The following is a 25,634-nucleotide window of genomic DNA, read 5'->3' on the forward strand; positions in this document are numbered from 1 at the left end:
CTAAAATTACTTAATTTTAGCTTCTTTGTAGATCACGTGCTGACGTACAACCGGATCGAACTTTTTCAGTTCCAGTTTCTCAGGTTTAGTACGTTTGTTCTTCGTGGTGGTATAGAAGTGACCTGTACCAGCAGAGGAAACCAGCTTGATCTTCTCACGAATACCTTTAGCCATGATTCAGTTCCTTAGTACTTCTCACCACGGGCGCGGATTTCGGCCAGAACCGTATCGATGCCCTTCTTATCAATAACACGCATACCTTTAGCAGATACACGCAGAGTAACGAAGCGCTTCTCGCTCTCAACCCAGAAACGGTGTGAGTGCAGGTTCGGCAGGAAACGGCGTTTCGTCGCGTTCAATGCGTGGGAACGGTTGTTACCGGTCACCGGACGCTTTCCAGTTACCTGGCAGACTCGTGACATGTCTATTCTCCAAAAATCAAATCAGCTCGAGCTTTAAAAACATAGGTTTTGGCCGCCTCGTCAGGCCTTAGCCCGCCCAGGCGAGTTCCATGTGAACCCGCTAAGCTGGCCCAAACGCCAAACCCGAGATTCTCAAAGGTGGCGTAGTATACGCCGGTCAGCGCTGGTGCTCAAGTCCCGAACAAATAAAGATCCCTCTGGATCGGGTAAAAACACATCGTTTCCTCAAGTTTAGCGCGCAAAATTACAGCCAGCCACGCTCAGCAAAAGAGATAAACTCGCCATGACCGATCACCAGATGATCAAGTAAACGGATATTCAGCAACGAACAAGCCCTGGCGATTCGTTCCGTAATTTCACGGTCAGCCCGGCTGGGTTCGGCAGAACCGGAGGGGTGATTATGCGCCAGAATCACCGCAGCCGCGTTGAGTTTCAACGCTTCACGGACAATTTCGCGCGGGTGGACCTCGACGCTGCTTATCGAGCCGGAAAACATTTTTTGTGCCTGTAATACCCGGTGCTGATTATCGAGAAAAAGAACCATGAAAACTTCTCGCTCCTGGTGTGCCAGCACGCTTTGCAGATAGTGGTGCGTAACCTGAGGGTTATCCATCACGTTCTCACGCGCTAGCTGGCTGGCAAAAAAACGTCTGCCAAGCTCCGCAATGGCTAGCAGCTGTGTCATTTTGGCGCTGCCAACACCTTTAATGCTGACTAACTCCTCCTGGCTGGCGCTCATAATCCGATACAGCGAGCCAAATTCATTCAGCATCTGTCGCGCCAGCAGCAGCACGCTGACGCCACATGAACCGGTGCGCAAAAAAATTGCCAGCAGCTCCTCATCATCCAATGCTTCAGCCCCCTGTAACGCCAGCTTCTCTCGTGGTGCCAGTTCCATTTTCACCTCCTCTCCCCTGCTGAGCGACTATCCTGCGTGCCTGGCACAATGAAAGCCAGAGAGTTAAAGACGTTTTCAGAGCCGCCTCGCAAAGGCGCAGGCAGTGGAAAAGGGGACCCGGGGATTTTGTGGTAAAGTTGCTACATCTGTCGTGCCAGGACACGACAACCTGCTTTGAGCTGAGGCGATGAAAATGACGGGATTAGCCGGAAAGAAAATTCTGCTGGGCGTAAGTGGCGGTATTGCCGCCTATAAAGCGCCGGAGCTGGTGCGACGCTTGCGCGATCGCGGTGCCGATGTACGCGTGATGATGACGGAAGCAGCCAAAGCCTTTATCACGCCACTCAGCCTGCAAGCCGTATCCGGCTATCCGGTGTTTGACGATCTGCTCGACCCGGCAGCCGAAGCCGCGATGGGCCATATCGAGCTGGCAAAATGGGCAGACCTGATTGTGCTGGCCCCTGCCACCGCCGATCTGATTGCCCGTGTTACCGCAGGCATGGCCAACGATCTGGTGACCACGACCTGTCTGGCGACGGCGGCTCCCATCGCTGTAGTGCCCGCCATGAACCAGCAAATGTATCGTGCCGCAGTGACTCAGGAAAATCTGCAACGTCTGCATGCACGGGGCGTACTGATTTGGGGCCCCGATAGCGGCAGCCAGGCCTGTGGCGATATTGGCCCTGGCCGCATGCTCGACCCGCTGGCAATTGTGGCACATGCGCTGGAATGGGCGTCGCCCGTCAACGATCTGCAACATCTCAACATTATGATCACCGCCGGTCCGACTCGTGAAGCGCTGGATCCGGTACGCTACATCACCAATCACAGTTCGGGCAAAATGGGTTTTGCGATTGCTGCCGCAGCGGCAAAACGTGGCGCGAAAGTGACGCTGGTCGCCGGACCGGTTACGCTGCCGACACCGGCATGGGTGCAGCGCGTTGATGTCACCACCGCTCAGGAGATGGAAGCGGCAGTGATGGCGCAAATCAGCCAACAACATATTTTCATTGCCAGCGCAGCCGTGGCAGACTACCGGGCGGCAAATATTGCCGCGGAGAAAATCAAAAAACAGGGTGGCGATGATAACGTCACGCTGCAACTGGTGAAGAACCCCGACATCGTGGCAGGTGTGGCAGCACTCAAAGCAGGGCGACCTTATGTCGTCGGGTTTGCCGCCGAAACCCGTAATGTGGAAGAATACGCGCGGCAAAAACGGGTACGAAAAAATCTCGACCTGATTTGTGCCAACGATGTGGCAAAAGCGGGCCAGGGGTTCAATAGCGACACCAATGCTCTTCACCTTTTTTGGCAGGAAGGGGAAAAAGTCTTACCGCTCAGTGATAAGACGCTCCTTGGCCAACAATTATTAGACGAGATTGTCAGCCGTTATGATGAAAAAAATCGACGTTAAGATTCTTGATGCGCGTGTGGGAACCGAGTTTCCACTGCCAACTTATGCAACCTCGGGTTCAGCCGGACTGGATCTACGCGCTTGTCTGGATGAAGCGCTGGAAATCACCCCAGGCAGCACGGTGCTGGTGCCTACCGGCCTGGCCATTCATATTGGCGATCCCAGCCTTGCAGCGGTGATTCTGCCGCGTTCCGGCCTTGGCCATAAACATGGCATCGTGCTGGGCAATCTGGTCGGTCTGATTGACTCAGATTACCAGGGACAGCTGATGGTTTCGGTATGGAACCGTGGTCAGGACAGTTTCACGCTCCAGCCGGGGGACCGTCTGGCCCAGCTGGTATTCGTGCCCGTGGTTCAGGCCGAATTCAACCTGGTGGAAGATTTTGACGCCAGCGTGCGTGGCGTGGGCGGCTTCGGTCACTCTGGCCGTCAGTAACACGCGCTTTTCGCTTACGCCTCTGCCCTTTTTTCTTTTCCGCTCTGTGTGCACTGGACACGGGGCAGAAGCGTGAGTGTTGCCTGTTTTTGGTGAATTTCAGGGGTCTTGAAGGTCATGGCAGAAAAAAAGGTCGCGAAACGGAACCGACGCGAAGAAATTTTGCAGGCACTGGCGCAAATGCTGGAGTCGAGCGATGGCAGCCAGCGTATCACCACCGCGAAACTGGCGGCGAATGTAGGCGTTTCTGAAGCGGCGCTTTATCGTCACTTTCCCAGCAAAACGCGTATGTTTGACAGCCTGATCGAGTTTATTGAAGACAGCCTGATTACGCGCATCAATCTGATCCTGAAAGATGAAAAAGAAACAGAAGCACGCCTGCGTTTAATCGTGCAGCTGATTCTGGGATTTGGTGAGCGTAATCCGGGGCTGACGCGTATTCTGACGGGCCACGCGCTGATGTTTGAACAGGATCGCTTGCAAGGGCGCATCAATCAGCTGTTTGAACGCATTGAAGTGCAGCTGCGTCAGGTGATGAAAGAGAAGAAGATGCGTGATGGCGAGGGCTTCCAGACGGATGAAACCCTGCTTGCCAGCCAGCTCCTGGCCTTTTGCGAAGGGTTGCTGTCGCGCTATGTTCGCTCTGAATTTCGCTATCGCCCCACCGCAGATTTTGATATTCGCTGGCCGTTGCTGGCGTCACAGCTGGTTTAATCAGGGCTTATATTGTAGCGGCGCGATTAATCGCGCGTTTTTTTGGCGGCAGATGCCCAGGGACCAAAAGACGCGCGATAAATCGCGCCGCTACTCATAATCAGATCCCGTACTCTTTACGATACGCGCGCACCTTCGCCAGGTGGTCTGCCATCTCCGGTTTCTCTTCCAGATAATCAATCAACTCAGCCAGGGTAATAATCGCCGTCACCTTGCAGCTGTAATCGCGTTCCACTTCCTGAATGGCAGAGATATCACTGCGGCCTCGTTCCTGGCGATCAAGGGAAATCAACACACCCGCCAGGGTGGCATTATGCGCATTGATGATATCCATCGACTCACGAATCGCGGTACCGGCGGTGATCACATCATCCACCAGCATCACTTTCCCCTGTAGCGGGCTACCAACCAGCAGGCCACCTTCGCCGTGATCTTTCGCTTCTTTGCGGTTAAAGCAGTAAGGCACATCGCGGTCATGGTGATCGGCCAGCGCGACGGCGGTGGTTGTGGCAATCGGGATACCTTTGTAAGCCGGGCCAAACAGCAGGTCGAAATCAACCCCACCGTCCACCAGGGCCTGAGCATAAAAACGGCCTAATAACGCCAAATCGCGCCCGGTATTAAACAGACCGGCATTGAAGAAATAAGGGCTTTTGCGCCCGGATTTCAGGGTAAACTCACCAAACTTCAATACCCCTTTGTTCAGGGCGAACTCAATAAACTGACGCTGCCAGGCTTTCATTTCTCACTCCTCAAATAAAGAAAAGGCGACTCTCTGGTCGCCTGTTACATCAATCTGCTAACGCCGCTTTCTGCGTCTGAATCAGCTGCTCAATCCCGCCACGCGCCAGCGCCAGCAATTCCAGCAACTCTTCATGACTGAACGGCTCGCCTTCTGCGGTGCCCTGCACTTCAATCATGCGGCCATCTTCCAGCATCACCACGTTCATATCGGTCTCAGCAGCGGAATCTTCCACGTACTCAAGATCGCAACGGGCTTCGCCTTCAACGATGCCAACAGAAATGGCCGCCACCATACCTTTTAACGGGCTGGCTTTCAGTTTGCCATCCGCCACCAGCTTGTTCAGCGCATCGGCCAATGCCACACAGGCACCGGTAATGGACGCGGTGCGCGTGCCGCCGTCAGCCTGAATCACGTCACAATCCAGCGTGATGGTGTATTCACCCAGCGCCTGCAAATCAACCGCAGCACGCAGTGAACGGGCGATCAGTCGCTGGATTTCCAGCGTGCGGCCACCCTGCTTACCTTTGGCCGCTTCACGCGCCATACGGCTGTGGGTAGAACGCGGCAACATACCGTATTCAGCTGTTACCCAGCCCTGTCCCTGACCTTTGAGGAAACGCGGTACGCCTTCGTCAACGGTGGCAGTGCACAGCACTTTGGTTTCACCGAACTCAACGAGAACCGAGCCTTCGGCATGTTTGGTGTAGTGACGAGTGAGGGTGACGGGACGCACCTGGTTGACGTGTCGGCCTGCTGGACGCATGGTTTCTCTCCGGCTTACTTAAGTTTGGCTGCGCATTATACGGACTTCCACCTCGGCTGTCCTGCCCTGCAGCGGCACAATCACAGATGAAATTCTGCCCGCACTGTGGCTAAATGCGCGCTTTCACTCTTAAAAAGATAAATGATGACAGCGATACTCCATTTCCTGCTGGCGCTGGTGGTGATCTTTGCCCTCGCGCTGCTGGTCAGTCATGACCGCAAACAAATTCGTCCGCGTTTTATTATTCAATTGCTGCTGGTGGAAGCCGCGCTGGGCTGGTTTTTCCTGCACTCCGCCAGTGGCCTGGCAGTGGTTAGCTCAGTCGGCGGCTTCTTCGAAACCCTGCTGACTTTCGCCGCGCAAGGCAGCGATTTCGTGTTTGGTGGCATGAGCAAACAGGGCCTGGCATTTATTTTCCTCGGCGTGCTTTGCCCGATTGTGTTTATTTCTGCGCTGATCGGCATTCTGCAACACTGGCGTATTCTGCCGCTGCTGATTCGCCTGGTTGGCACCCTGCTGTCGAAGGTCAACGGCATGGGCAAGCTGGAATCCTTTAATGCGGTCAGCACACTGATTCTGGGTCAGTCAGAAAACTTCATCGCCTATAAGGGCATCCTGGGCGATATTTCCGCACCCCGCCTCTACACCATGGCGGCGACGGCAATGTCCACGGTGTCGCTCTCCATCGTTGGCGCGTATATGACGATGATCGAGGCTAAATACGTTGTTGCTGCGCTGCTGCTGAATATGTTCAGTACCTTTATCATCCTGTCGATCATCAACCCAATGCGAGCCCAGGACGAAGAACATATCGCGCTGGATAAATTGCATGAAGACCAGAGTTTCTTTGAAATGCTGGGCGAATACATTCTCGCTGGTTTCAAAGTTGCGATGATTATTCTGGCGATGCTGATTGGCTTTATTGCGCTGATTGCCGCCGTGAATGCGCTGTTCGCCGCCGTATTTGGCTACAGCTTCCAGCAGTTACTCGGTTATGTGTTTTATCCGTTTGCCTGGCTGATCGGCATTCCATCGGCCGATGCCTTGCAGGCTGCCAGCATCATGGCGACCAAACTGGTGGCGAATGAGTTTGTGGCCATGATCGAGTTGAAGAAAGTGGCTGCAGAGATGACGCCACGCGGTCTGGGGATTTTGTCGGTGTTCCTGGTATCGTTCGCTAACTTTGCCTCAATCGGTATTGTCGCCGGTGCGATTAAAGGGCTGAACGAGGCGCAGGGTAATGTTGTGTCGCGGTTTGGCTGGAAGCTGGTGTACGGTTCAACGCTGGTGAGTTTGCTCTCGGCGGCGTTTGCCGGATTATTTATCTGATGATAGTGGCGGCTCAAGAGCCGCCATTTTCTTAGAAGCCGACGCAAACCAGGCCATCAATACGCATCACCGATTCCTGACTGAAGCGTTTTTTGTAGATATCGCGCAGAGCGTTGATGTTATCTGAGCTGGCACGGTCTGGCGTATGAATCAGCATCAGCGCTTTGCTGTTTTCACGCGCCAGCTTGCCATTCTCCCCCAGCCACTGCCCTTTAGCGTTATAGACTGAGAGCCCATCTTTGAAACGCGGCGTCACATCACTATCGACAAAGTGTTGCCACTCCTCCTCACTCACCGTCCCCCCCTGTGGCTTACTCATGCCGAACCACAACGTGGTCTGCATCATCATGTCGCCACCGGCACAAACCGGCATTGGCGTACTCGTCGGTGCGGATTGCGTTATTGTGGTGGGGTGTGTCTGGCAGCCTGCCAGCAGCAATGCTAATGCGAAAGAGGTGATAAATTTTGTTGCCATACAGATTTCCCTGAACTGAATGCCCGTGGCTATCATAGGTCTCTGGTGCGAAAAGGCCAGTGCTTAGCGCCTGTATTGCAGGCTTTTACCTGTCATGCCAAAGCGTACCTCGCTATAATTCACTAAATTTTCTTCACACGAGTATCGCTTATGATCCGTAGTATGACCGCTTATGCACGCCGCGAAGCCAAAGGCCACTGGGGCAGCGCCGCCTGGGAACTACGTTCCGTTAACCAGCGTTACCTTGAAACCTACATTCGCTTGCCGGAGCAGTTCCGCAGCCTGGAACCCGTGATTCGCGAGCGCATCCGCAATCGGCTAACGCGCGGCAAGATTGAGTGCAACCTGCGTTTCGATGCCGATCCCGGTTCACAAGGTGAACTGATTCTGAACGAATCGCTGGCAAAACAGCTGGTTCAGGCAGCTAACTGGGTCAAATTGCAGAGTGATGAAGGTGCGATCAATCCGCTGGATATCCTGCGCTGGCCGGGTGTGATGTCCGCCAAAGAGCAGGATCTCGACGCCATCAATGCCGAACTGCTGGCAACACTGGATGGTGCGCTGGATGACTTTATCGCCGCACGCGAATCAGAAGGCACCGCACTGAAAACGTTGATCGAACAACGTCTTGATGGTGTGAGTCATGAAGTTGGCAAAGTGCGGGCGCAGATGCCGGAGGTACTGAAGTGGCAGCGCGAGCGTCTGGTCACCAAACTGGAAGAAGCCGAAGTCCAGCTGGAGAATAACCGCCTGGAACAGGAGCTGGTGATGATGGCGCAGCGCATTGATGTGGCTGAAGAACTGGACCGTCTCGATGCCCACGTTAAAGAAACGTTCAACATCCTGAAGAAGAAGGAAGCGGTTGGCCGTCGCCTCGACTTTATGATGCAGGAGTTCAACCGCGAGTCGAATACGCTGGCATCGAAATCCATTAATGCCGATATCACGGCCTCTGCGATTGAGCTGAAAGTGTTGATCGAACAGATGCGCGAACAGATTCAGAATATTGAATAAGAAATTACCGAGAGTTAATGATAGAAGCCCATTATTTAATGGGCTTTATTTTTAACAGGATCAGAAACAATACATATCAGTCGAAATAAAATAATCAACATTAGCCATGTATTTATTTCATTCAGCGATGAAACCTGACTGATAAATTCATGACAAAATCATGATCCGAAAAAATAAAATTTAGCATTGAAAACCATGTAAAAATCCTGACATCGCTGAAACAGGGCTTCTCAGGCATTAGTCGAAAACTTTACAGAAAATCATATTCAGAAAAAAATCAAACCCTATAACACTAGCATCCCCCCTTGCTGGGCTCTGACACCTGAAATACCATCATAAGTCAAAGGTGATATTTACATTCACCCATCCATCCGTTTCCTTTCATTTAGACTTAACGCGTTTATTAATAAAAAGGAGTTTACGCATGTCATCAAGTTTATTTATGCGCATCAATGGTATCAGCGGCGAATCGCAGGATGCAGATCACAAGGGCTGGATCGATATTCTTTATTTTGATTGGGGAGCCTCTCAACCCGGCAATATGCATACCGGCGGTGGAGGCGGTGCCGGAAAGGTCAGTTTTAAAGATCTCAGCGTAGTTGCGTTTATCGACCGGGCATCACCTCCACTATTAAAATATTGTGCCAGTGGTAAGCACATCAACAAAGTAGAAATAGCCTGCTGCAAAGCAGGTGGAACGCAAATGGAATATTGCCTGATTACCCTGGAGGATGTGCTGGTTACCGATATTAATTTCAGCGGTAGCCAGGGGCCTGATGGTATCGCCATGCGCTACGGTTTTCAGGCGGCAACCATCAATTTTTCCTATTGGGAGCAAACCGCAAGTGGAGGGAAAGGCCCGCAAATTTATACCGGCTGGAACATTAAGGAAAACTGCGAAATCTGATACGGAGAATCACGCACATGTCCATCCAGATCACTCCGGAATTGCTACGCAGCATCGCGCTGCCCTACAGGAGCAACTTACAAAAACGAGATGCACAGAATGCCAATATTCAGGCACTTGCTCCAGCCATGAACTGCTGGTTCCCAACGTACGCTATTACGACAAAACTTCGTGTAGCGCACTTCCTGGCACAGTCCTGTGTGGAAACCGCTGACTTTACCGCCATGACAGAATATCCCGCCCGTGGTGGTAAAGAATACGAACCGGATACGCGAGCGGGACAACGGGTAGGTAACCACTATCCGGGTGATGGGCCGAAGTATATCGGCAGAGGATTATTACACCTGACAGGGCGCGATAATTATCAGAAATTAAGTATGAAGTTTGGTGAAAATTTGGTTGAGCACCCCGAAAAGGTTGCCAGTAATTATTCGCTGGCAGTCAGAACGGCTTGCGAATTCTGGGACTCGAGGGGGCTAAACAGTTATGCTGATTTGGATGACTTTGACACCATAACGTACCGAATAAACGGTGGTCATAATGGCAAGGAGCAACGAGAACAAGCCTTGAAGAGAATCAAAAAAATTCTGCATATATAAGAACAAAGGGGCATTGCCCCTTTATCTTTTTATCGGGTAGCAAAATCCTCTGTATGACCTTCAATTTTATCTGAAATGATATAAATATTCTCCAGATCAACTCCACAAGCATGAGCGTCTTTATCATCTTCAGACCAGTTACCTTTAGCCACCGCAGAATAATATTCAGCGATTGCCTTAAACCCTTTACTCGATTCAATAAGATAATATTGTCTGTATAAATCCATCTTTAAGTACTGAACTTTAATACCGCTTTTTTCGATTTCAGCTGGAGAAAAACCGTCTCTTTTCGCCCGACGATACATCAAGCGTTCCGCCTCTTGCTTACTGATTTTTTCAGATGAAAGACGGGTGATTTTTCTGGTCACACCCTTACCAATGAGTTCTTGAAAATATTTGTTCTGTGTCAGCGATAAGCCTGAAATTCCATTAAGACTATCCGTAATTCCGCCTACAATTCTTGCATCCGTATCCTTCGAACAGTCCGGCCCGGTAAATACCTTATCCGCCGCATGGCCCGTGCCAGAAAACGCCAGCAGCATAGCTATCAACATACCCTTTTTCATTTCCTATATTCCCTCATAGCAGACCAGGCCAAAGGATAGCATCCGTTAACACGCATTTCTGTGCTCATCCCCCCACAGTCTGTCTGGTCTTAGTGCGAAATCAGCCGCGTTTTTATCCGCTAGTCGATTTTTTTCATCGTGCAACGTAAATAATGCGTAAAGATACGTACCCATCCGTGTCTTTATGGCACATTTATTCTCCGCTTCGCTTAGGCTAAGAATCACCCGATTCAGGTATAATTTGCTGTAAATCAAGATAAATCTGTATATTCTCACCTAAATTATTCGTGAAAATCATCCACTCAATGAAACCGATCAATCTTCAGGATTGCAGACTTTAGGTTTCTTTGGGGGCACTATTTGCTAATCTTCCGGTCGAATTTAAGACTGCTGTACCGCCTTGGGAACTCATGGACCTGCTTCTTTGTGCGATACACCCACTTATCACATGAAGGCGTTATGAAAAAAACTGGGCAATTCTGCTCTAAGCTCCTCCACCCGCGCTACTGGTTTACCTGGTTTGGACTGGGTGTGCTATGGCTGTTGGTGCAGCTTCCTTATCCGATACTGATTCGTCTTGGTGCCGCGGCGGGCAAAATGTCGCGTCGCTTCCTGAAACGCCGTGAACGCATTACCCGTCGCAACATTGAATTGTGCTTCCCACGCATCAGTGAAGAAGAAAAAGAGATGATGATTGCTGGCAACTTTGCCTCACTGGGCATGGCACTGGCGGAAACCGGCATTGCCTGGTTTTGGTCCGACCGCCGGGTGCGTCAGCTGTTCCAGGTCAATGGCATGGCCAACCTGCACACGGCACAGAACCATAAACGTGGCGTGATGGTGATTGGCGTACATTTTATGTCGCTGGAGCTGGGAGGGCGCATCACCGGGCTGTGTCAGCCAATGATGGCGATGTACCGCAAGCACAACAATCAGGCGATGGAATGGGCGCAAACCAAAGGCCGTATGCGTTCCAACAAGGCCATGATTGATCGTCGTGATCTGCGTGGCATGGTGCAGGCCCTGAAACAGGGCGAAGCGGTATGGTTCGCACCGGATCAGGATTACGGTCCGAAAGGTAGCGTATTTGCTCCCCTGTTCGCCGTGGAAAAAGCCGCAACCACTAACGGTACTTTTGTACTGTCTCGTCTGGCTCGCCCGGCGATGCTGACTATCGTGCTGATTCGTAATCCGCAGAAAAATGGCTACCAGTTGATCATCCAGCCGGAACTGGAAAACTATCCGCATGATGATGAATCCGCCGCCGCTGCCTACATGAATAAAGTGATCGAGCGCGAAATTCTACGTGCGCCGGAACAATATCTCTGGCTGCATCGCCGTTTCAAAACCCGTCCACCGGGTGAAGCATCACTCTACGTCTGATCGAAAGCAGCAGGCTGCGGCCTGCTGCTTTACCTGCCAAAAACATTTAACAACCATTCTTAACGAAAAACAGGTTTGTCAAATTTTGCACAGCCTTTTGTAATGGTCGCCATTTCCTCTTCCTGACCAAACATATGACGCAGTTTCTTACTTCACATCGGCGAGCCATGCTCGCAATTGCTGTTGCCAGCGCGCTGCTGGCGGGTTGCGCTAATCCGCATGGCTTACATACCAGCAACCACATGCTTGATGCCAACAGCTTACAAGCTCAAGACACATTGAAAAATGCGCATCTCAGCGCTGCCAACTGGCCGAAAACGCAGTGGTGGCAGAGCTTTGGCGATCCTCAGCTTAATCATCTGATTGGCGATGCGATGGCTTCCAGCCCGGATTTGCAGGTGGTAAATGCCCAGGCAGATAAAGCCAATGCGCAGGTGATTGCCGCTGACGCAGAGCGCTACCCGGATGTTGACCTCAACGCTGGTATTACCCGTTCGCGCATAGCAAAAGTGGACGACCCACTGCTGCAGGGCAAAAGCTATAGCACGCTGCGCACAGCCAATGTTGGCCTGAGCTACACCTTTGATTTATGGGGTGGTAAGAAAGATGCGGCTGAGGCTGCGCTTGGTCAGGCTCGCGCCAGCGAACTGGATCGCCAGGCCAGCCAGTTGACTCTGGCCGCGAACGTGGCACGCGCCTGGAACAACCTCAATCTGGCATGGACCAATGCCGATCTGGCAAAACAGGCCGCCGATCGTGCCAACGGCATTGCTAAAATCCAGCAGCAATATGTTTCTGCCGGACTGACGTCTGACTATCAATACAAGCAGGCGCTGTCACAGCAAAAAACCGCCGAAGCTACCCTGACTGAAGCGCAGCAGAACGTGACCGATGCGGGCATTCAGCTCTCCACCCTGATTGGTAAAGGGCCGGATTACTGGCATAACCTGAAGCCAGCCAAACTGAACGTCCCTACCGCAGCCCTGTTGCCAGGTAACATTCCCGCCGATTTGCTGGGCCGCCGCCCGGATGTGGTTGCTGCACGCTGGCGCGTAGAAGCATCGGCGAAAGACATTGCCGCGACCAAAACCGAGTTTTATCCCAACATCAACCTGGTGGCAGAAGCCGGTACACGTTCGCTACTGGGCGATGCCTTGTTCGGTGCACCGAGCCGCTTCTTCAACGTTGGCCCCAGCCTGTCTCTGCCAATTTTCGATGCCGGTAAACGCCGCGCTGATTTAGCAGAAAGTAACGCTAACTGGGACCTGGCTGTCGCGCAGTACAACAAGCTGCTGATCAGTTCACTGGGTAATGTCAGCGATACCATCACCCAGTTGCAGTCCATTCAGGACCAGCTGGCACAGCAGGAAAGCGCCGATCAGCTGATTCACAGTTCCTGGGATGACCTGAATCGTGAATATGCAGCAGGCCTGCGTCCTTATCTTGACGTGCTGACCATTCAGAATCAGTTAATCGAATCCGACCAGAAACTGGCGGCGCTGAAAGCCCAGCAGATCAATCTGGCAGTGGTTTTGATTGAAGACCTGGGTGGCGGGTTCCAGAACAGCGATACGGCACCACACAGTTAAGCGCATGACTGGCATTCTGCCGCGCGATGATGAATGATGGTCCGCTCAGTGGATTAACCTGCGGACAATCATGATGGAACACGATGCTGAGGCTGGCTGGTTGCGGCCTCTTATTGCTGACAGACTCACCCCTTTTCTGGAAATCGATGCAGCGCGACTGCTAAGCAATCTCCAGCAGATGCAACAAAAGGCCGATATGGCGGGTGTTGCGCTACGGCCTCATATCAAAACCCATAAAAGCGTCTGGATCGCCCAGCAGCAACGCGCACTTGGCGCTCGCGGCATTACCGTCTCCAAACCGAGTGAAGGTGTGGCCTTTATTTTAGGCGGAGAGCGTGATCTGCTGCTTGCCTACCCGATTGTGTACGCCGAAACCCTGACAGAGTTGCTCCGGGTCGCGACGGAGCATCAGGCGCGTATTACCTGCATTGCCGATTCTTTGATTGGCGTGGCGGCAATTGCAGCGGCACACCAGCAGCAGCCAGGGGCAGCACTGACTATCGCCATCAAAGTGGATGTCGGACTGCATCGCGTCGGGGTTGATCCTCATAGTGATGCAGCGCTGACGCTGGCAGAGGCCATCACAGCCGCTCATCTGCCGTTCGCTGGGCTGGTGTCCCATGCTGGACATGCCTATGGTGCCGGTCATCCAGCTGCCATCTGTGAGGTAGCCCTTGAGGAAATCGCGCTGATGCGTGATGTTCAGCAACGCCTGATTGCTGCGGGATTTGCTCCCTGCCCCATTTCCGTCGGCTCCACACCAACGGCCCTGGCTGCGCCTGTTGCGTCAGGGACAGATGAAATCCGTCCTGGCAACTATGCGTTGCTCGATCTTACGGCCTGGCGTTTGGGCTTGTGTTCACCGGATGCACTGGCGTTGAGCGTAGTCACCCGTGTTGTGGCGGTAAACCCGCATTATGCAGTTATTGATGCCGGCTCCAAGATGCTCAGTTCCGATAAAGGCCCGCATGGCACCAATGCCAGCGGCTTTGGTATCGCGGTAGATGAACACGGCAATCAGTTTGAGGTGGTGAAACTGTCAGAGGAGCATGGGTTCCTGCAATTCGGCCAACAGGCTCCGTCACCCGGCACGCTACTGCGCATCTTCCCCAACCATAGCTGCGCAGTTGTAGCGCAATCCGACCGCTTTGTGCTGCGCCATGCTGATTGCCTGGCTGAAGAGCTTAATATAGAAGGACGCGGCAAGTTCATTTGACCGCCGAGCTTTTTCCGGAAACACCTTCTGCACCACACTTCCAGAACCGGGCCGTTTCCAGCCCGGTTTTCACATGCTTTAATGCCTCTTTGTCCGCTCAACAGGAGGTCCCATGCTGCCATCTCAGACAGTGACTCTGACCGTTCCACGTAACTGGTTAGATTTATATGAAACCATCTGGAAACCTGAGTGTTTCGCAAAATGGGCGAGTGGGCTCAGCAGCAGCACGCTAACGCAGGAAGGGAATGCCTGGAAAGCCAAAGGGCCAGAAGGTACGGTGAAGATTCGTTTTACGCCACATAATCCATTTGGCGTGATGGATCACTGGATTGATACCGGCATCGGTAAAGAGATCTACATGCCTATGCGGGTGATTGCTAATGAACAGGGTGCTGAGGTGGTCATGGTGGTTTATCGCCAACCGCTGATGTCTGATGAGAAGTTTGCTCAGGATGTTGCCTGGGTTAAACGTGATCTGGATAACCTTCTACACTTATTAACCCATTAGAATCAATAAATTATATATGACCACCTCCTTTGGGTTACGCTGGTCGTAATCGGCACGATTAAACAATTTTTTTACACCAAAGCCTTTAGCAGTTCCGTACTTTCTATGGCTGCCTTTCCTGTTAATCACCAGTCTGGCTAACGGTTCCACACCAGGAAAATTCCTGGTGTGGAAGTCAGCCACTCAGCCGGGCCTCTCTGATTTTTCATCGTTTTTTTGAGCAGAGAAAATCGATGCTTTTAATGGACCAGGCCAATGGCCAAAAAGACTAATAAATAATACACCGTCGCGCTTATATATACTGATGCAAAGTCTGAAACCATTTATTTTTTGAGTCTCACTTATAGGAGTTTTCTTATGGTGTTAATTTAAATAAAACACGGTATAACTCCCTTACACACAGCAGCACTTAATAATAACAACAGCAGGGTAATAACATGGACCGCTCAACCTATCCTTTATTGTCAGAAAAAGAATTCGTTGAGTTAGCCAGACGGATTCTGGTCGGAGAATATAATAATGAAAAAGGATTTTATTGTGATCTGGCGGATTTCCTCCTGACCGGAGGAGATACTGCTCTGACACAAAAACAATTACACACCAGGGGCATCTTTTTAAGTTCAGAACATCATTTAATTGAATGCATCATTACATGGCGATCGCTGAAAGGGATTTCCGGATTGCGCCAGGATTTGTTGCATTGATGAAATCTGTGCTCCGGCCTTACAGCCCGGGCGACCCTCAATTTGCACTGGTACATGTACCATAACGAGCTGAGTATGACGATACGAGATAGAAGTCTGACCGGACCTACCAAGTGGTCAATATTGTCATCAATTAAAATTGTCGGTATTGGTGTATTGCAACTTTCCCTTCTGGCACAAATACTACAGGCAAATGAATTAAATTTACTCGCGATTGCTATCGCTTGTTTATTGGTTATAGATACGTTATCAGATCGTGGATTTGGTAACTCAGCGATCAGAAACCAGAATTTAAGCGAAAGCGATCTCTCCGTGTTATATTGGGGTAATGTATTATTTGGATTGTTAATTTTCGCCGTGCTGTTTATTGGCAGTGATATTTTTAGCCGCATGATGAATCAACCGGAACTGGCAATTATGCTGGAAATGTTATCGGTAATTTTCATCATTATTCCCCAGGGGCAACATTATCGCGCCATATTACAACGGGAAAAGCAATTCACACGTATTGCGTTTACGGAAACATCGTCGGTACTGGTGGGCTTAGGCGTGACGCTGTTCACCGTCTGGCTGACACCATCAGTACTGTGCGCCATCTGGGGCTATCTGGCGATGGTTTCCATCCGCATGCTGGTCTACTGCTATTACGGCCGCTCCTGGTTTCAGCCAGAGTACCGTTTTAGCCTGAAAAGCTTCGCCAATGTGCGAGCGAGAAACGGATAATAAAAACAAGTCTGTATGGTGGGCTCTGGGCATCTGAGAAGATGCGTTCGCGTGCTGCTAGCCAGCACGCTTTTTTCTTTTATCGCTGCTCTGACATTTCCTCACCACACCGCCAGCCAGTGCCGAAAATCACTCTTCACGTTGCTTTGAGCACTCATCTTCGCATCATTTTTTATAATCCGAACACGAAAGCACTTCACCACCACCCCCGAATTATAAGCCAATTAGCGCTACCATTATCAAATAAGCTAATCCGATGAGGCTGTTTTAGAAAATATCAGTAGTCTACACTCTGGGAAATCTTTAGCCTTGCCGCCAATCATCTGGAGTGCTCTATGCTGTTAACCGTTCTCTACATTATTGGTATCACCGCCGAAGCGATGACCGGCGCACTGGCGGCGGGCAGGCGAAAAATGGACCTGTTTGGTGTCATTATTATTGCCTCTGTTACTGCCATTGGTGGCGGTTCGGTACGCGATATTCTGCTCGGCCACTATCCCCTCGGCTGGGTCAAACATCCCGAATACATCATGATTGTGGCTGCCGCGGCAGTGGTGACGACGGTGGTGGCCCCACTGATGAATCACCTGCGTAAAGCTTTTCTGGTGCTGGATGCCCTGGGCCTGGTGGTCTTTTCAATCATTGGTGCTCAGGTGGCGTTGGATGGCGGCCATGCAGCGGTAATCGCCGCCATCAGTGCGGTGATTACCGGGGTATTTGGCGGCGTACTGCGCGATATGTTCTGTAACCGCATCCCGTTGGTGTTCCAGAAAGAGCTATATGCCGGTATCGCGTTCGCTTCAGGCTGGCTCTACATCCTGCTGCTGAAAACCTCATTGGCGAACGAGGTGGTGGTGATCATTACTCTGCTGTTTGGTTTTATCGCTCGCCTGCTGGCGCTGCGTTTCCGCCTCGGTTTGCCCATCTTCAACTATCCCCATCCCGATCACTGACGCGCCTGCGGGGATATCCTGTTGTTGCAGGAAAGTGATAAGTTGCTGCAGGTGTTGATCCTGCAGCATCGCCACCAGCCGCTGTGCCAGCGTGTGACCTATACCCGGTAATTGTTGCCAGCTCTCCGCCGTTCGCGCCTGTAACTGCTGCCACTGGTTGTCGGGCATGGCCTGCAATGCCGCACGGGGTATCGGTAAACCCAGCGCGATCACCCATCTGCGCAGGGGTTGCTGTCGCGTCAGATTAAAACGGTGCCAGATTTGCTGCGCGCGCGCCGTTGAGATCCCCTCAACCTGCGAAATTTGCTCTGACGTGAGATGCAACCAGGAAAACAGATGAGTGATAGTTCCACTGTCCATCAAACGTTGCCAGGTGCTGCGATCTATACCATGGATATTCAAGACCGATTTCTCGCTGAGCCAGCTCAGACGTGAAAGAAATTGTGCCCGGCATGATGTACTGAATGTCAGACAACTGAGTCTATGAAACACCCCGCTTTGTGGTGATGGTGGATACTCACGCTGAGCCACGCGCCAAATCACCCGTTCGATACGTGGAATACCCAATCCGGCGAGGGTCAGTGTGACCTGATCGCCCGCAATCACATCCAGCTCATGCCAGCGTCGCAGCGAACCGAGATTTACCCGACGAACGGTTTTGTCATCCAGCTGTACCGGGATAAGGTTTAGCACCACCGCGATTTTCCCGGTACGTCCGACATTGAACTCCACGGATCGGACTTCGCTGCTGACCTCTGCGGGTTGATACTTCCACGCCGCAGACCAGTCCCCCATACCGGGCTGCCAGTCCCGTCCCCTGCGGCCTGGAGACTGGTGGATCACAATACCATCCGTCACGAACGGCAACGTCTCGTTAAACCAGCGGTCACGCCAGCTTTCGACATCGTCCTCATTATAAACAGGTTCGCTCCAGCGCTGCGACAGACCAAATCCCCAGCGCGATAATTGCGCCAGCCGTTCCGCCATGGTGGCCGGACCATCCGGCCAGGCCCAGACAAAAACACTCAGCTGTGTCAGTAGCGGGCTGGTTTCACGACGCATCATCGCTCCTGCAACCTGCGCACGGGCATTCCTGCCGCCGTCGCGCGCCTGTTGATGATCGTTCATTTGCAGGAACAGTTCCCCCTGCAACACCACCTCTTCCTGCGTGGTGTTAATGTGTTGAGGAATGCCCGGAATCTGAGCGGCCTTCGCCAGCCACTCTTCACCCCGCCAGCCATCCCCCCGGCTGACCATCGATACCAGCTGCCCCTTGCGATAAACAAGGGTAACGGCCACGCCATCAACTTTCGGTTGCACCCACAGGTCGGATTTACCCTGCATCCACTCCAGCACTACCCGCTTGTCCCGCAGTTTGCGCAGTCCGGTGTGCGCCACCAGATGCTGCGTACTGCCATCCGTGGTGAGCCTGGCAGCGTAAGCGTCCTGAGAGGATGTGAAGCAGTGCTGCCAGTGATGTAATCGCTGTTGCAGGCTATCGTAATCGGCATCACTGACCAGATTCTGGCCCTGTCGATAATAGGCGTCATCCCAGTGACGTAATTGGGTTTGTAATTTCTCCATCTCCTGCCCGGCACGGACTGGCGACCAGCCGGGGCATACCCCCTGCGCCGACAATCCCGCGCTGAATAACCACAATAACCAGACGCTGTATCCTTTCATTTTTGCTCTCCTTTTTTCGCCATTGGAGAACATGCTGTGATGGCCTGCCAGCACAGAAAACGGATTATGGATGTTGCATTCCGCCGTTTTTTTATCCGCTTACAGCGATGAACAATGGGTCTGGTGCCGTCTCACAAAAAAGAAATACGCCTGACGCAGCGGCAAACGCTGCGTGGCGGGCTTAAGCCGTGTATACTGTGCAGGAAATCGACTCCGCTCTTTACTCAATTCAAGATAACCATGGCTCAAGGCACGCTCTATATTGTTTCCGCCCCAAGCGGCGCGGGTAAATCCAGCCTGATTCAGGCGCTGTTAAAGACACAGCCGTTGTACGATACGCAAGTGTCCGTTTCCCATACCACCCGCGGCGTGCGTCCCGGCGAAGCTCATGGTGAACATTACTTTTTCGTATCGAAACCGGAATTTGAAGCCATGATTGCCGAGGATGCCTTCCTTGAGCATGCGGAAGTCTTTGGCAACTATTACGGCACCTCACGCGCCGCCATTGAGCGAGTGCTGGCAACCGGCGTTGATGTGTTTCTTGATATCGACTGGCAGGGTGCACAGCAAATTCGCCAGAAAATGCCTGCTGCACGCAGCATTTTTGTGTTGCCACCCTCAACCGAGGAACTGGATCGCCGCCTGCGTGGACGCGGTCAGGATAGCGAAGAGGTCATTGCCCGCCGTATGGCCCAGGCCGTGGCTGAAATGAGTCACTATGCCGAATACGATTATTTAATTGTGAATGATGATTTCGATCTGGCGCTGTCCGATCTGAAAACCATTATTCGCGCAGAACGTCTGCGTATGAGTCGCCAGAAATCGCGACATGATGCTTTAATCAGCAAACTATTGGCAGTCTGAATTCACTTTCAGTATTATGCCCAGTCATTTCTTCATCATCTGTGGAGTAGCACACCTATGGCACGCGTAACCGTTCAGGACGCAGTAGAGAAAATTGGTAACCGTTTTGACCTGGTGTTGGTCGCTGCACGTCGTGCACGTCAGATGCAGGTAGGCGGCAAAGATCCGCTGGTTCCGGAAGAGAACGATAAATCCACCGTTATCGCCCTGCGCGAAATCGAAGAAGGCCTGATCACTAACCAGATTCTGGATGTTCGTGATCGTCAGGAACAGCAAGAGCAGGAAGCCGCTGAGTTACAAGCCGTTACCGCTATCGCTGAAGGTCGTCGTTAACAGCACTCTGCAGGTCAACCTTGTATCTGTTTGAAAGCCTCAATCAACTGATTGAAAAATACTTGCCTGAGGAGCAAATCAAGCGCCTCAGGCAAGCTTATCTTGTCGCACGTGATGCTCACGAGGGACAAACTCGTTCCAGCGGTGAGCCTTATATCACCCATCCTGTTGCAGTTGCCTGCATTCTGGCCGAGATGAAACTCGACCACGAAACGCTAATGGCGGCATTACTGCACGATGTTATCGAAGATACCCCCGCCACTTACCAGGATATGGAACAGCTGTTTGGCAAAAGCGTTGCCGAGCTGGTGGAAGGCGTATCAAAACTCGATAAGCTGAAGTTCCGCGACAAGAAAGAAGCCCAGGCTGAAAACTTCCGCAAAATGATCATGGCAATGGTGCAGGATATCCGCGTCATTCTGATCAAACTGGCTGACCGCACCCACAATATGCGCACGCTCGGCGCACTGCGACCGGACAAACGCCGTCGTATTGCCCGGGAAACCCTCGAAATTTATAGCCCATTGGCCCACCGCCTCGGTATTCATCACCTGAAAACTGAGCTGGAGGAGTTGGGCTTTGAAGCGTTGCACCCGAACCGCTATCGGGTCATCAAAGAGGTGGTCAAGGCGGCGCGCGGTAACCGTAAAGAGATGATTCAGAAGATCCTTTCTGAAATCGATGGCCGTCTGCAGGAGGCGGGGATCCCCTGTCGCGTCAGTGGTCGTGAGAAACATCTCTATTCGATTTACCGCAAAATGCACCTGAAAGAGCAGCGATTTCACTCGATCATGGATATTTATGCCTTCCGCGTTATCGTGAAAGATTTAGATACCTGTTATCGCGTGCTTGGCCAGATGCACAGCCTGTATAAACCGCGTCCTGGACGCGTTAAAGATTACATCGCCATCCCCAAGGCTAACGGTTATCAATCGTTACATACTTCAATGATTGGCCCGCACGGCGTGCCGGTTGAGGTACAAATCCGCACGGAAGATATGGATCAGATGGCGGAAATGGGGGTTGCTGCACACTGGGCCTATAAACAGGCCGGTGAAAGTGGCACCACCGCGCAGGTACGTGCTCAGCGCTGGCTGCAAAGCTTGCTGGAGCTGCAACAGAGCGCGGGAAGCTCCTTCGAATTTATTGAAAGCGTGAAATCGGATCTCTTCCCGGATGAGATCTACGTGTTCACGCCGGAAGGCCGCATTGTCGAATTACCGGCGGGTGCGACTCCGGTCGACTTTGCCTATGCCGTGCATACCGATATCGGCCATGCCTGCGTCGGCGCGCGTGTCGACCGTCAGCCTTACCCGTTGTCACAGGCGCTGACCAGCGGCCAGACTGTCGAAATCATTACTGCGCCGGGTGCTCGCCCTAATGCGGCCTGGCTCAATTTTGTCGTCAGTTCCAAAGCTCGCGCTAAGATTCGTCAGTTGCTGAAAAACCTCAAGCGTGAGGATTCAGTCAACCTGGGTCGCCGCCTGCTCAGCCATGCGCTGGGAGGCAGCCGCAAACTGGCCGAGATTCCTGCGGAGAATATTCAGCAGGAACTGGAACGTATGAAGCTGGCCAGCTTCGATGATTTGCTGGCGGAAATTGGTCTCGGTAACGCCATGAGCGTCGTCGTGGCGAAGAATCTGCTGCAATCGGGCACCGAACCGGTCGCCAGCAGTAAACGTAAGAAGCTGCCGATTAAAGGCGCTGATGGCGTGCTGATCACCTTCGCTAAATGCTGCCGCCCGATTCCTGGTGATCCCATCGTTGCACACATCAGCCCCGGTAAAGGGCTGGTGGTGCATCACGAATCCTGCCGCAATATTCGCGGTTACCAGAAAGAACCGGAAAAATTCATGCCGGTTGAATGGGATAAAGTGACCGATCAGGAATTCGTCGCCGAAATTAAAGTTGATATGTTCAACCATCAGGGCGCGCTGGCCAACCTGACAGCGGCGATCAACACCGCCAGTTCCAACATTCAAAGCCTCAATACCGAAGAACGAGACGGTCGCGTGTATAGCGCCTTTATCCGCCTGACCGCGCAGGATCGCGTCCATCTGGCTAACATTATGCGTAAAATCCGCGTAATGCCGGATGTGATTAAAGTTCACCGAAATCGTAATTAGTGCATGAACGCTCAACGTTTTGCTCGTATTCGCGAGATGCTGGCCCTGCGCCAGCACGATCTCACCGTCTGCATGGAACAGGTGCATAAGCCGCATAACGTCTCGGCGGTGATCCGTACTGCCGATGCCGTGGGTATCCATGAAGTGCATGCGGTATGGCCCAGCGTGCGTATGCGTACCATGGTGTCAGCTTCCGCAGGCAGCAATAGCTGGGTGAAGGTGAAAACTCACCGTAACATCGCCGAAGCAGTCTCCCATCTCAAAGAACAAAAAATGCAGGTGCTGGCGACCAATCTGTCAGCCAAAGCAGTCGATTTTCGTGAGATCGATTACACGCTACCCACCTGTATTCTGATGGGCCAGGAAAAAACCGGTATCACCGCAGAGGCACTGGCGCTGGCCGATCAGGACATCATCATCCCTATGGTCGGCATGGTGCAGTCGCTCAACGTGTCGGTGGCTTCAGCGTTGATTCTGTATGAAGCGCAACGCCAGCGGCAAAATGCCGGTATGTACCAGCGTACTTATAGTTTGCTGGATGAAGAGGAACAGCAGCGTTTGCTGTTTGAAGGTGGCTATCCGGTGCTGGCGCGCGTTGCAAAGCAAAAAGGTCTGCCCTATCCGCACATCAACGATGCTGGCGAAGTCGAAGCCGATGCCGGATGGTGGGCGACCATGCAAGCGACGGGTAAAAAATGAAAGGCCGTCTGCTGGATGCCATCCCGCTCAGTACCCTGGCCGGCGTCGGCGCCAGCCAGGCGGCGAAACTGGCCAAACTTGGCCTGTTCACCATCCAGGATCTGCTGCTGCACCTGCCGCTGCGTTACGAAGATCGCACCCAACTCTACCGTATTAATGACCTGCTACCGGGCATCTGGGCCACGGTGGAAGGTGAAGTGCTGCACAGTGAGATCACCTTTGGCCGCCGTCGTATGCTGGTGTGCCAAATCAGCGATGGCAGCGGTGTGCTGACCATGCGCTTCTTCAATTTTAACGCCGGAATGAAAAACAGCCTGTCGCCGGGCCGCCGTGTCACTGCTTATGGTGAAATCAAACGGGGCCAGCGTGGCGCAGAGATTATCCATCCTGAATACCGTATCCAGGGTGAGCACAGTGGCGTGGAATTACAGGAAACCCTGACGCCGGTTTATCCCACCACCGAAGGCATTCGTCAGGCGACACTGCGCAATCTGACCGACCAGGCTTTGACGTTGCTGGAAAGCTGCCCCATCGCCGAGTTGCTGCCGCCAGAACTCAGCGGCGGGTTAATCAGCCTGCCGGATGCCTTGCGCACCCTGCATCGCCCGCCGCCGGATTTGCGTCTGAGCGAGCTGGAAACGGGGCGTCATCCGGCACAACGTCGTCTGATTCTGGAAGAACTGCTGGCGCATAACCTCAGCATGCTGGCGGTGCGAGCTGGCGCACAACGCCATCACGCGTTGCCGCTGCCGGCCAATCATCAGCTGGTGGATAAACTGCTGGCCGCACTGCCCTTCTCCCCAACCGGAGCGCAGCAGAGGGTGGTGGCAGAAATTGAGCGCGATCTGGCCCACGACTTCCCGATGATGCGACTGGTGCAGGGCGATGTTGGCTCGGGTAAAACCCTGGTTGCCGCGCTTGCGGCGCTGAATGTCATCGCTTATGGCAAGCAGGTGGCGCTGATGGCCCCCACCGAGTTGCTGGCTGAGCAGCACGCCAATAACTTTCGCCAGTGGTTCGCGCCACTGGGTATTGAAGTGGGCTGGCTGGCGGGCAAGCAAAAAGGCAAGGCACGTCAGGCGCAGCAGGAGGCCATTGCCAGCGGCCAGGTGGCGATGGTGGTCGGCACTCATGCGTTGTTTCAGGAACAGGTACAGTTCAGCGGCATGGCGTTGGTGATCATTGATGAACAACACCGCTTTGGTGTGCACCAGCGTCTGGCGCTGTGGGAAAAAGGCGAGGAGCAGGGTTTTCATCCGCACCAGCTGATCATGACCGCCACCCCCATTCCACGTACCCTGGCAATGACTGCTTATGCCGATCTCGATACGTCGACCATTGACGAGCTGCCACCAGGCCGCACGCCGGTCACCACTGTCGCCATCCCGGACAGCCGTCGCAACGAGATCATTGCGCGCGTACAAAGCGCCTGCCATGAAGGCCGACAGGCGTATTGGGTTTGTACGCTGATTGAAGAATCCGAGCTGCTGGAAGCGCAGGCCGCTGAAGCGACCTGGCAGGAGCTGAAAATTGCGCTGCCTGGGTTGCAGGTTGGTCTGGTTCATGGTCGCATGAAACCGGCTGAGAAGCAGGCGGTGATGCAGGCGTTTAAAGCCAACGAAATCCAGTTGCTGATAGCCACCACGGTGATTGAAGTCGGGGTGGATGTCCCCAATGCCAGCCTGATGATTATCGAAAACCCGGAACGCCTTGGTCTGGCGCAGCTGCACCAGCTACGCGGACGCGTCGGACGCGGTGCGATCGCCTCTCATTGTGTGCTGTTGTACAAAGCACCGCTCAGCAAAACGGCGCAGAAGCGTTTGCAGGTGCTGCGCGACAGCAACGATGGTTTCGTTATCGCCCAGCATGATCTGGAGATTCGCGGTCCCGGCGAACTGCTCGGCACACGTCAGACCGGCAATGCCGAGTTTAAAGTGGCCGATTTACTGCGCGATCAAAGCATGATCCCCGAAGTTCAGCGCGTGGCACGTCATATCCACCAGCATTATCCTGAGCAGGCTCAGGCGCTGATTGAACGCTGGCTGCCGGAGACCGAGCGCTACAGCAACGCTTAACCCGCATTTTTGCCACGATCCAGCGTGGTGAAATCGGCGACAAACTTACCCAACAGTCGCGCCAGTTCAGCGCGTTCATTGTCCTGCCACGCCTGAAACACCTCGCCGTAAATTTTCGCACGCGCCGCATCGATTTTATCGGTCATCGCTTTCCCTGCCGCCGTGATAGCCGCTTCATTCACACGCTTGTCCCTGGCGCTTTTCTGCCGCTGTGCCAGCCCGATCTCCTCAAGTTTCGCCACCTGACGACTTACCGTGGTGTAGTCACGGCCAACCCGGTCAGCCAGTTCAACCACACCTATCGGACCAAAGCGACCAATCTGCACCAGTAACGGGAACAACGCCCTATCCAGCTGAATATTGGATTCTTTTATCAGTAACTCATCGCGTTGCGGGCGATTGAAGGTGCCAACAATTGTCAGCAGCGCGTTGTGCAGATCATCGAAGGCTGCAATATTATGTGTATTTTGCACACTTTCCATTGACGCTATCCCGA

Annotated in this window: 28 protein-coding genes; 19 read left to right on the forward strand and 9 right to left on the reverse strand. The window is 52.9% G+C overall.

Going from position 1 to position 25,634, the window contains the following annotated elements; genetic code table 11:
- Window positions 1-6: 6 nt before the first annotated feature.
- From rpmG to radC, 3 genes are all read right to left on the reverse strand, one after another.
- Entirely contained in the window at window positions 7-174 is a 168-nt protein-coding gene (rpmG, locus tag CUN67_RS19660; RefSeq protein WP_001051798.1) for a 50S ribosomal protein L33, read from the reverse strand.
- A gap of 11 nt (window positions 175-185) precedes the next feature.
- Window positions 186-422 (reverse strand): 50S ribosomal protein L28, encoded by a 237-nt coding sequence (rpmB, locus tag CUN67_RS19665; RefSeq protein ID WP_013511031.1) that lies wholly within the window; start codon window positions 420-422, stop codon window positions 186-188.
- Between the two features lie 244 nt (window positions 423-666).
- Window positions 667-1,320, reverse strand: a complete 654-nt coding sequence (gene radC, locus CUN67_RS19670) for a RadC family protein (protein WP_208716929.1) — start codon at window positions 1,318-1,320, stop codon at window positions 667-669.
- A gap of 193 nt (window positions 1,321-1,513) precedes the next feature.
- On the opposite strand from radC, the gene coaBC reads away from it, so the two are divergent.
- The 3 genes from coaBC to slmA all read left to right on the forward strand — a co-directional run bounded on the left by coaBC (window position 1,514) and on the right by slmA (window position 3,884).
- Window positions 1,514-2,734 carry a bifunctional phosphopantothenoylcysteine decarboxylase/phosphopantothenate--cysteine ligase CoaBC gene (gene coaBC / locus CUN67_RS19675; protein ID WP_208716930.1) on the forward strand — a complete coding sequence of 407 codons (1,221 nt, stop codon included), beginning with the start codon at window positions 1,514-1,516 and terminating at the stop codon, window positions 2,732-2,734.
- Window positions 2,712-3,170, forward strand: a complete 459-nt coding sequence (dut, locus tag CUN67_RS19680) for a dUTP diphosphatase (protein ID WP_084877973.1) — start codon at window positions 2,712-2,714, stop codon at window positions 3,168-3,170. The genes coaBC and dut overlap by 23 nt, the downstream gene beginning before the upstream one ends.
- A 117-nt stretch (window positions 3,171-3,287) precedes the next feature.
- Window positions 3,288-3,884, forward strand: a complete 597-nt coding sequence (gene slmA / locus CUN67_RS19685) for a nucleoid occlusion factor SlmA (RefSeq protein ID WP_208716931.1) — start codon at window positions 3,288-3,290, stop codon at window positions 3,882-3,884.
- A 100-nt stretch (window positions 3,885-3,984) separates the two neighbouring features.
- Here the strand turns inward: slmA and pyrE are convergent, their stop codons facing one another.
- Both pyrE and rph read right to left on the reverse strand, forming a co-directional pair.
- On the reverse strand, window positions 3,985-4,626 hold the full coding sequence (pyrE, locus tag CUN67_RS19690; protein ID WP_208716932.1) for an orotate phosphoribosyltransferase: 642 nt from the start codon (window positions 4,624-4,626) through the stop codon (window positions 3,985-3,987).
- 49 nt (window positions 4,627-4,675) lie between these two features.
- Window positions 4,676-5,392 (reverse strand): ribonuclease PH, encoded by a 717-nt coding sequence (gene rph / locus CUN67_RS19695; protein ID WP_084877981.1) that lies wholly within the window; start codon window positions 5,390-5,392, stop codon window positions 4,676-4,678.
- A 144-nt stretch (window positions 5,393-5,536) separates the two neighbouring features.
- Between rph and CUN67_RS19700 the strand changes: the two genes are divergently transcribed.
- Complete coding sequence (locus CUN67_RS19700) at window positions 5,537-6,721, forward strand: NupC/NupG family nucleoside CNT transporter (protein ID WP_208717276.1); 1,185 nt, start codon at window positions 5,537-5,539, stop codon at window positions 6,719-6,721.
- A 31-nt stretch (window positions 6,722-6,752) separates the two neighbouring features.
- Here the strand turns inward: CUN67_RS19700 and CUN67_RS19705 are convergent, their stop codons facing one another.
- Complete coding sequence (locus CUN67_RS19705) at window positions 6,753-7,196, reverse strand: DUF3574 domain-containing protein (RefSeq protein ID WP_208716933.1); 444 nt, start codon at window positions 7,194-7,196, stop codon at window positions 6,753-6,755.
- Between the two features lie 150 nt (window positions 7,197-7,346).
- Between CUN67_RS19705 and CUN67_RS19710 the strand changes: the two genes are divergently transcribed.
- The 3 genes from CUN67_RS19710 to CUN67_RS19720 all read left to right on the forward strand — a co-directional run bounded on the left by CUN67_RS19710 (window position 7,347) and on the right by CUN67_RS19720 (window position 9,716).
- A complete protein-coding gene (locus tag CUN67_RS19710; RefSeq protein WP_208716934.1) occupies window positions 7,347-8,210 on the forward strand; it encodes a YicC/YloC family endoribonuclease in 864 nt (287 codons plus the stop codon).
- 424 nt (window positions 8,211-8,634) lie between these two features.
- Window positions 8,635-9,117, forward strand: a complete 483-nt coding sequence (locus CUN67_RS19715; RefSeq protein WP_208717277.1) for an Hcp family type VI secretion system effector — start codon at window positions 8,635-8,637, stop codon at window positions 9,115-9,117.
- A 17-nt stretch (window positions 9,118-9,134) separates the two neighbouring features.
- Window positions 9,135-9,716 carry a glycoside hydrolase family 19 protein gene (locus tag CUN67_RS19720; protein WP_208716935.1) on the forward strand — a complete coding sequence of 194 codons (582 nt, stop codon included), beginning with the start codon at window positions 9,135-9,137 and terminating at the stop codon, window positions 9,714-9,716.
- Window positions 9,717-9,745: 29 nt separating this feature from the next.
- Here CUN67_RS19720 and CUN67_RS19725 read toward each other — a convergent pair whose 3' ends face one another.
- Entirely contained in the window at window positions 9,746-10,282 is a 537-nt protein-coding gene (locus CUN67_RS19725) for a hypothetical protein (protein ID WP_208716936.1), read from the reverse strand.
- Between the two features lie 459 nt (window positions 10,283-10,741).
- Here CUN67_RS19725 and lpxP point away from each other — a divergent pair, with 459 nt between their 5' ends.
- The 7 genes from lpxP to CUN67_RS19760 all read left to right on the forward strand — a co-directional run bounded on the left by lpxP (window position 10,742) and on the right by CUN67_RS19760 (window position 17,358).
- Window positions 10,742-11,665 carry a kdo(2)-lipid IV(A) palmitoleoyltransferase gene (gene lpxP / locus CUN67_RS19730; protein WP_208716937.1) on the forward strand — a complete coding sequence of 308 codons (924 nt, stop codon included), beginning with the start codon at window positions 10,742-10,744 and terminating at the stop codon, window positions 11,663-11,665.
- Window positions 11,666-11,799: 134 nt separating this feature from the next.
- Window positions 11,800-13,254: an efflux transporter outer membrane subunit gene (locus CUN67_RS19735; protein ID WP_254711367.1), complete on the forward strand. Its 1,455-nt coding sequence runs from the start codon at window positions 11,800-11,802 to the stop codon at window positions 13,252-13,254.
- Window positions 13,255-13,327: 73 nt separating this feature from the next.
- Window positions 13,328-14,470, forward strand: a complete 1,143-nt coding sequence (locus CUN67_RS19740) for an alanine racemase (protein ID WP_208717279.1) — start codon at window positions 13,328-13,330, stop codon at window positions 14,468-14,470.
- A 112-nt stretch (window positions 14,471-14,582) separates the two neighbouring features.
- On the forward strand, window positions 14,583-14,978 hold the full coding sequence (locus CUN67_RS19745; protein WP_208716938.1) for a polyketide cyclase: 396 nt from the start codon (window positions 14,583-14,585) through the stop codon (window positions 14,976-14,978).
- Between the two features lie 437 nt (window positions 14,979-15,415).
- Window positions 15,416-15,682, forward strand: a complete 267-nt coding sequence (locus tag CUN67_RS19750; protein ID WP_208716939.1) for a hypothetical protein — start codon at window positions 15,416-15,418, stop codon at window positions 15,680-15,682.
- 75 nt (window positions 15,683-15,757) lie between these two features.
- Window positions 15,758-16,405, forward strand: a complete 648-nt coding sequence (locus tag CUN67_RS19755) for an oligosaccharide flippase family protein (protein ID WP_208716940.1) — start codon at window positions 15,758-15,760, stop codon at window positions 16,403-16,405.
- 335 nt (window positions 16,406-16,740) lie between these two features.
- The gene (locus CUN67_RS19760; protein ID WP_208716941.1) at window positions 16,741-17,358 is read left to right on the forward strand and encodes a trimeric intracellular cation channel family protein; all 618 of its coding nucleotides are present in this window, start codon (window positions 16,741-16,743) and stop codon (window positions 17,356-17,358) included.
- On the opposite strand, the gene ligB is transcribed toward CUN67_RS19760, so the two are convergent.
- Window positions 17,239-19,041: an NAD-dependent DNA ligase LigB gene (ligB, locus tag CUN67_RS19765; RefSeq protein ID WP_208716942.1), complete on the reverse strand. Its 1,803-nt coding sequence runs from the start codon at window positions 19,039-19,041 to the stop codon at window positions 17,239-17,241. The two genes, CUN67_RS19760 and ligB, sit on opposite strands and share 120 nt — an antisense overlap.
- A gap of 240 nt (window positions 19,042-19,281) precedes the next feature.
- Between ligB and gmk the strand changes: the two genes are divergently transcribed.
- From gmk to recG, 5 genes are read left to right on the forward strand one after another with little or no spacing between them, the layout of a single operon-like run.
- Window positions 19,282-19,905, forward strand: a complete 624-nt coding sequence (gene gmk / locus CUN67_RS19770; RefSeq protein WP_208716943.1) for a guanylate kinase — start codon at window positions 19,282-19,284, stop codon at window positions 19,903-19,905.
- A gap of 57 nt (window positions 19,906-19,962) precedes the next feature.
- Entirely contained in the window at window positions 19,963-20,238 is a 276-nt protein-coding gene (gene rpoZ, locus CUN67_RS19775) for a DNA-directed RNA polymerase subunit omega (protein ID WP_016191359.1), read from the forward strand.
- Window positions 20,239-20,258: 20 nt separating this feature from the next.
- A complete protein-coding gene (gene spoT, locus CUN67_RS19780; protein ID WP_208716944.1) occupies window positions 20,259-22,364 on the forward strand; it encodes a bifunctional GTP diphosphokinase/guanosine-3',5'-bis pyrophosphate 3'-pyrophosphohydrolase in 2,106 nt (701 codons plus the stop codon).
- Window positions 22,365-22,367: 3 nt separating this feature from the next.
- On the forward strand, window positions 22,368-23,063 hold the full coding sequence (trmH, locus tag CUN67_RS19785; RefSeq protein WP_208716945.1) for a tRNA (guanosine(18)-2'-O)-methyltransferase TrmH: 696 nt from the start codon (window positions 22,368-22,370) through the stop codon (window positions 23,061-23,063).
- The gene (gene recG, locus CUN67_RS19790) at window positions 23,060-25,138 is read left to right on the forward strand and encodes an ATP-dependent DNA helicase RecG (RefSeq protein ID WP_208716946.1); all 2,079 of its coding nucleotides are present in this window, start codon (window positions 23,060-23,062) and stop codon (window positions 25,136-25,138) included. Before trmH ends, recG begins: the two co-directional genes overlap by 4 nt.
- Here recG and CUN67_RS19795 read toward each other — a convergent pair.
- Window positions 25,135-25,620 (reverse strand): MarR family winged helix-turn-helix transcriptional regulator, encoded by a 486-nt coding sequence (locus tag CUN67_RS19795; RefSeq protein ID WP_208716947.1) that lies wholly within the window; start codon window positions 25,618-25,620, stop codon window positions 25,135-25,137. The genes recG and CUN67_RS19795 overlap by 4 nt on opposite strands.
- Window positions 25,621-25,634 lie beyond the last annotated feature (14 nt).

It is taken from the genome of Pantoea cypripedii, assembly GCF_011395035.1.
In the GTDB taxonomy this organism is placed as follows: domain Bacteria; phylum Pseudomonadota; class Gammaproteobacteria; order Enterobacterales; family Enterobacteriaceae; genus Pantoea; species Pantoea cypripedii_A.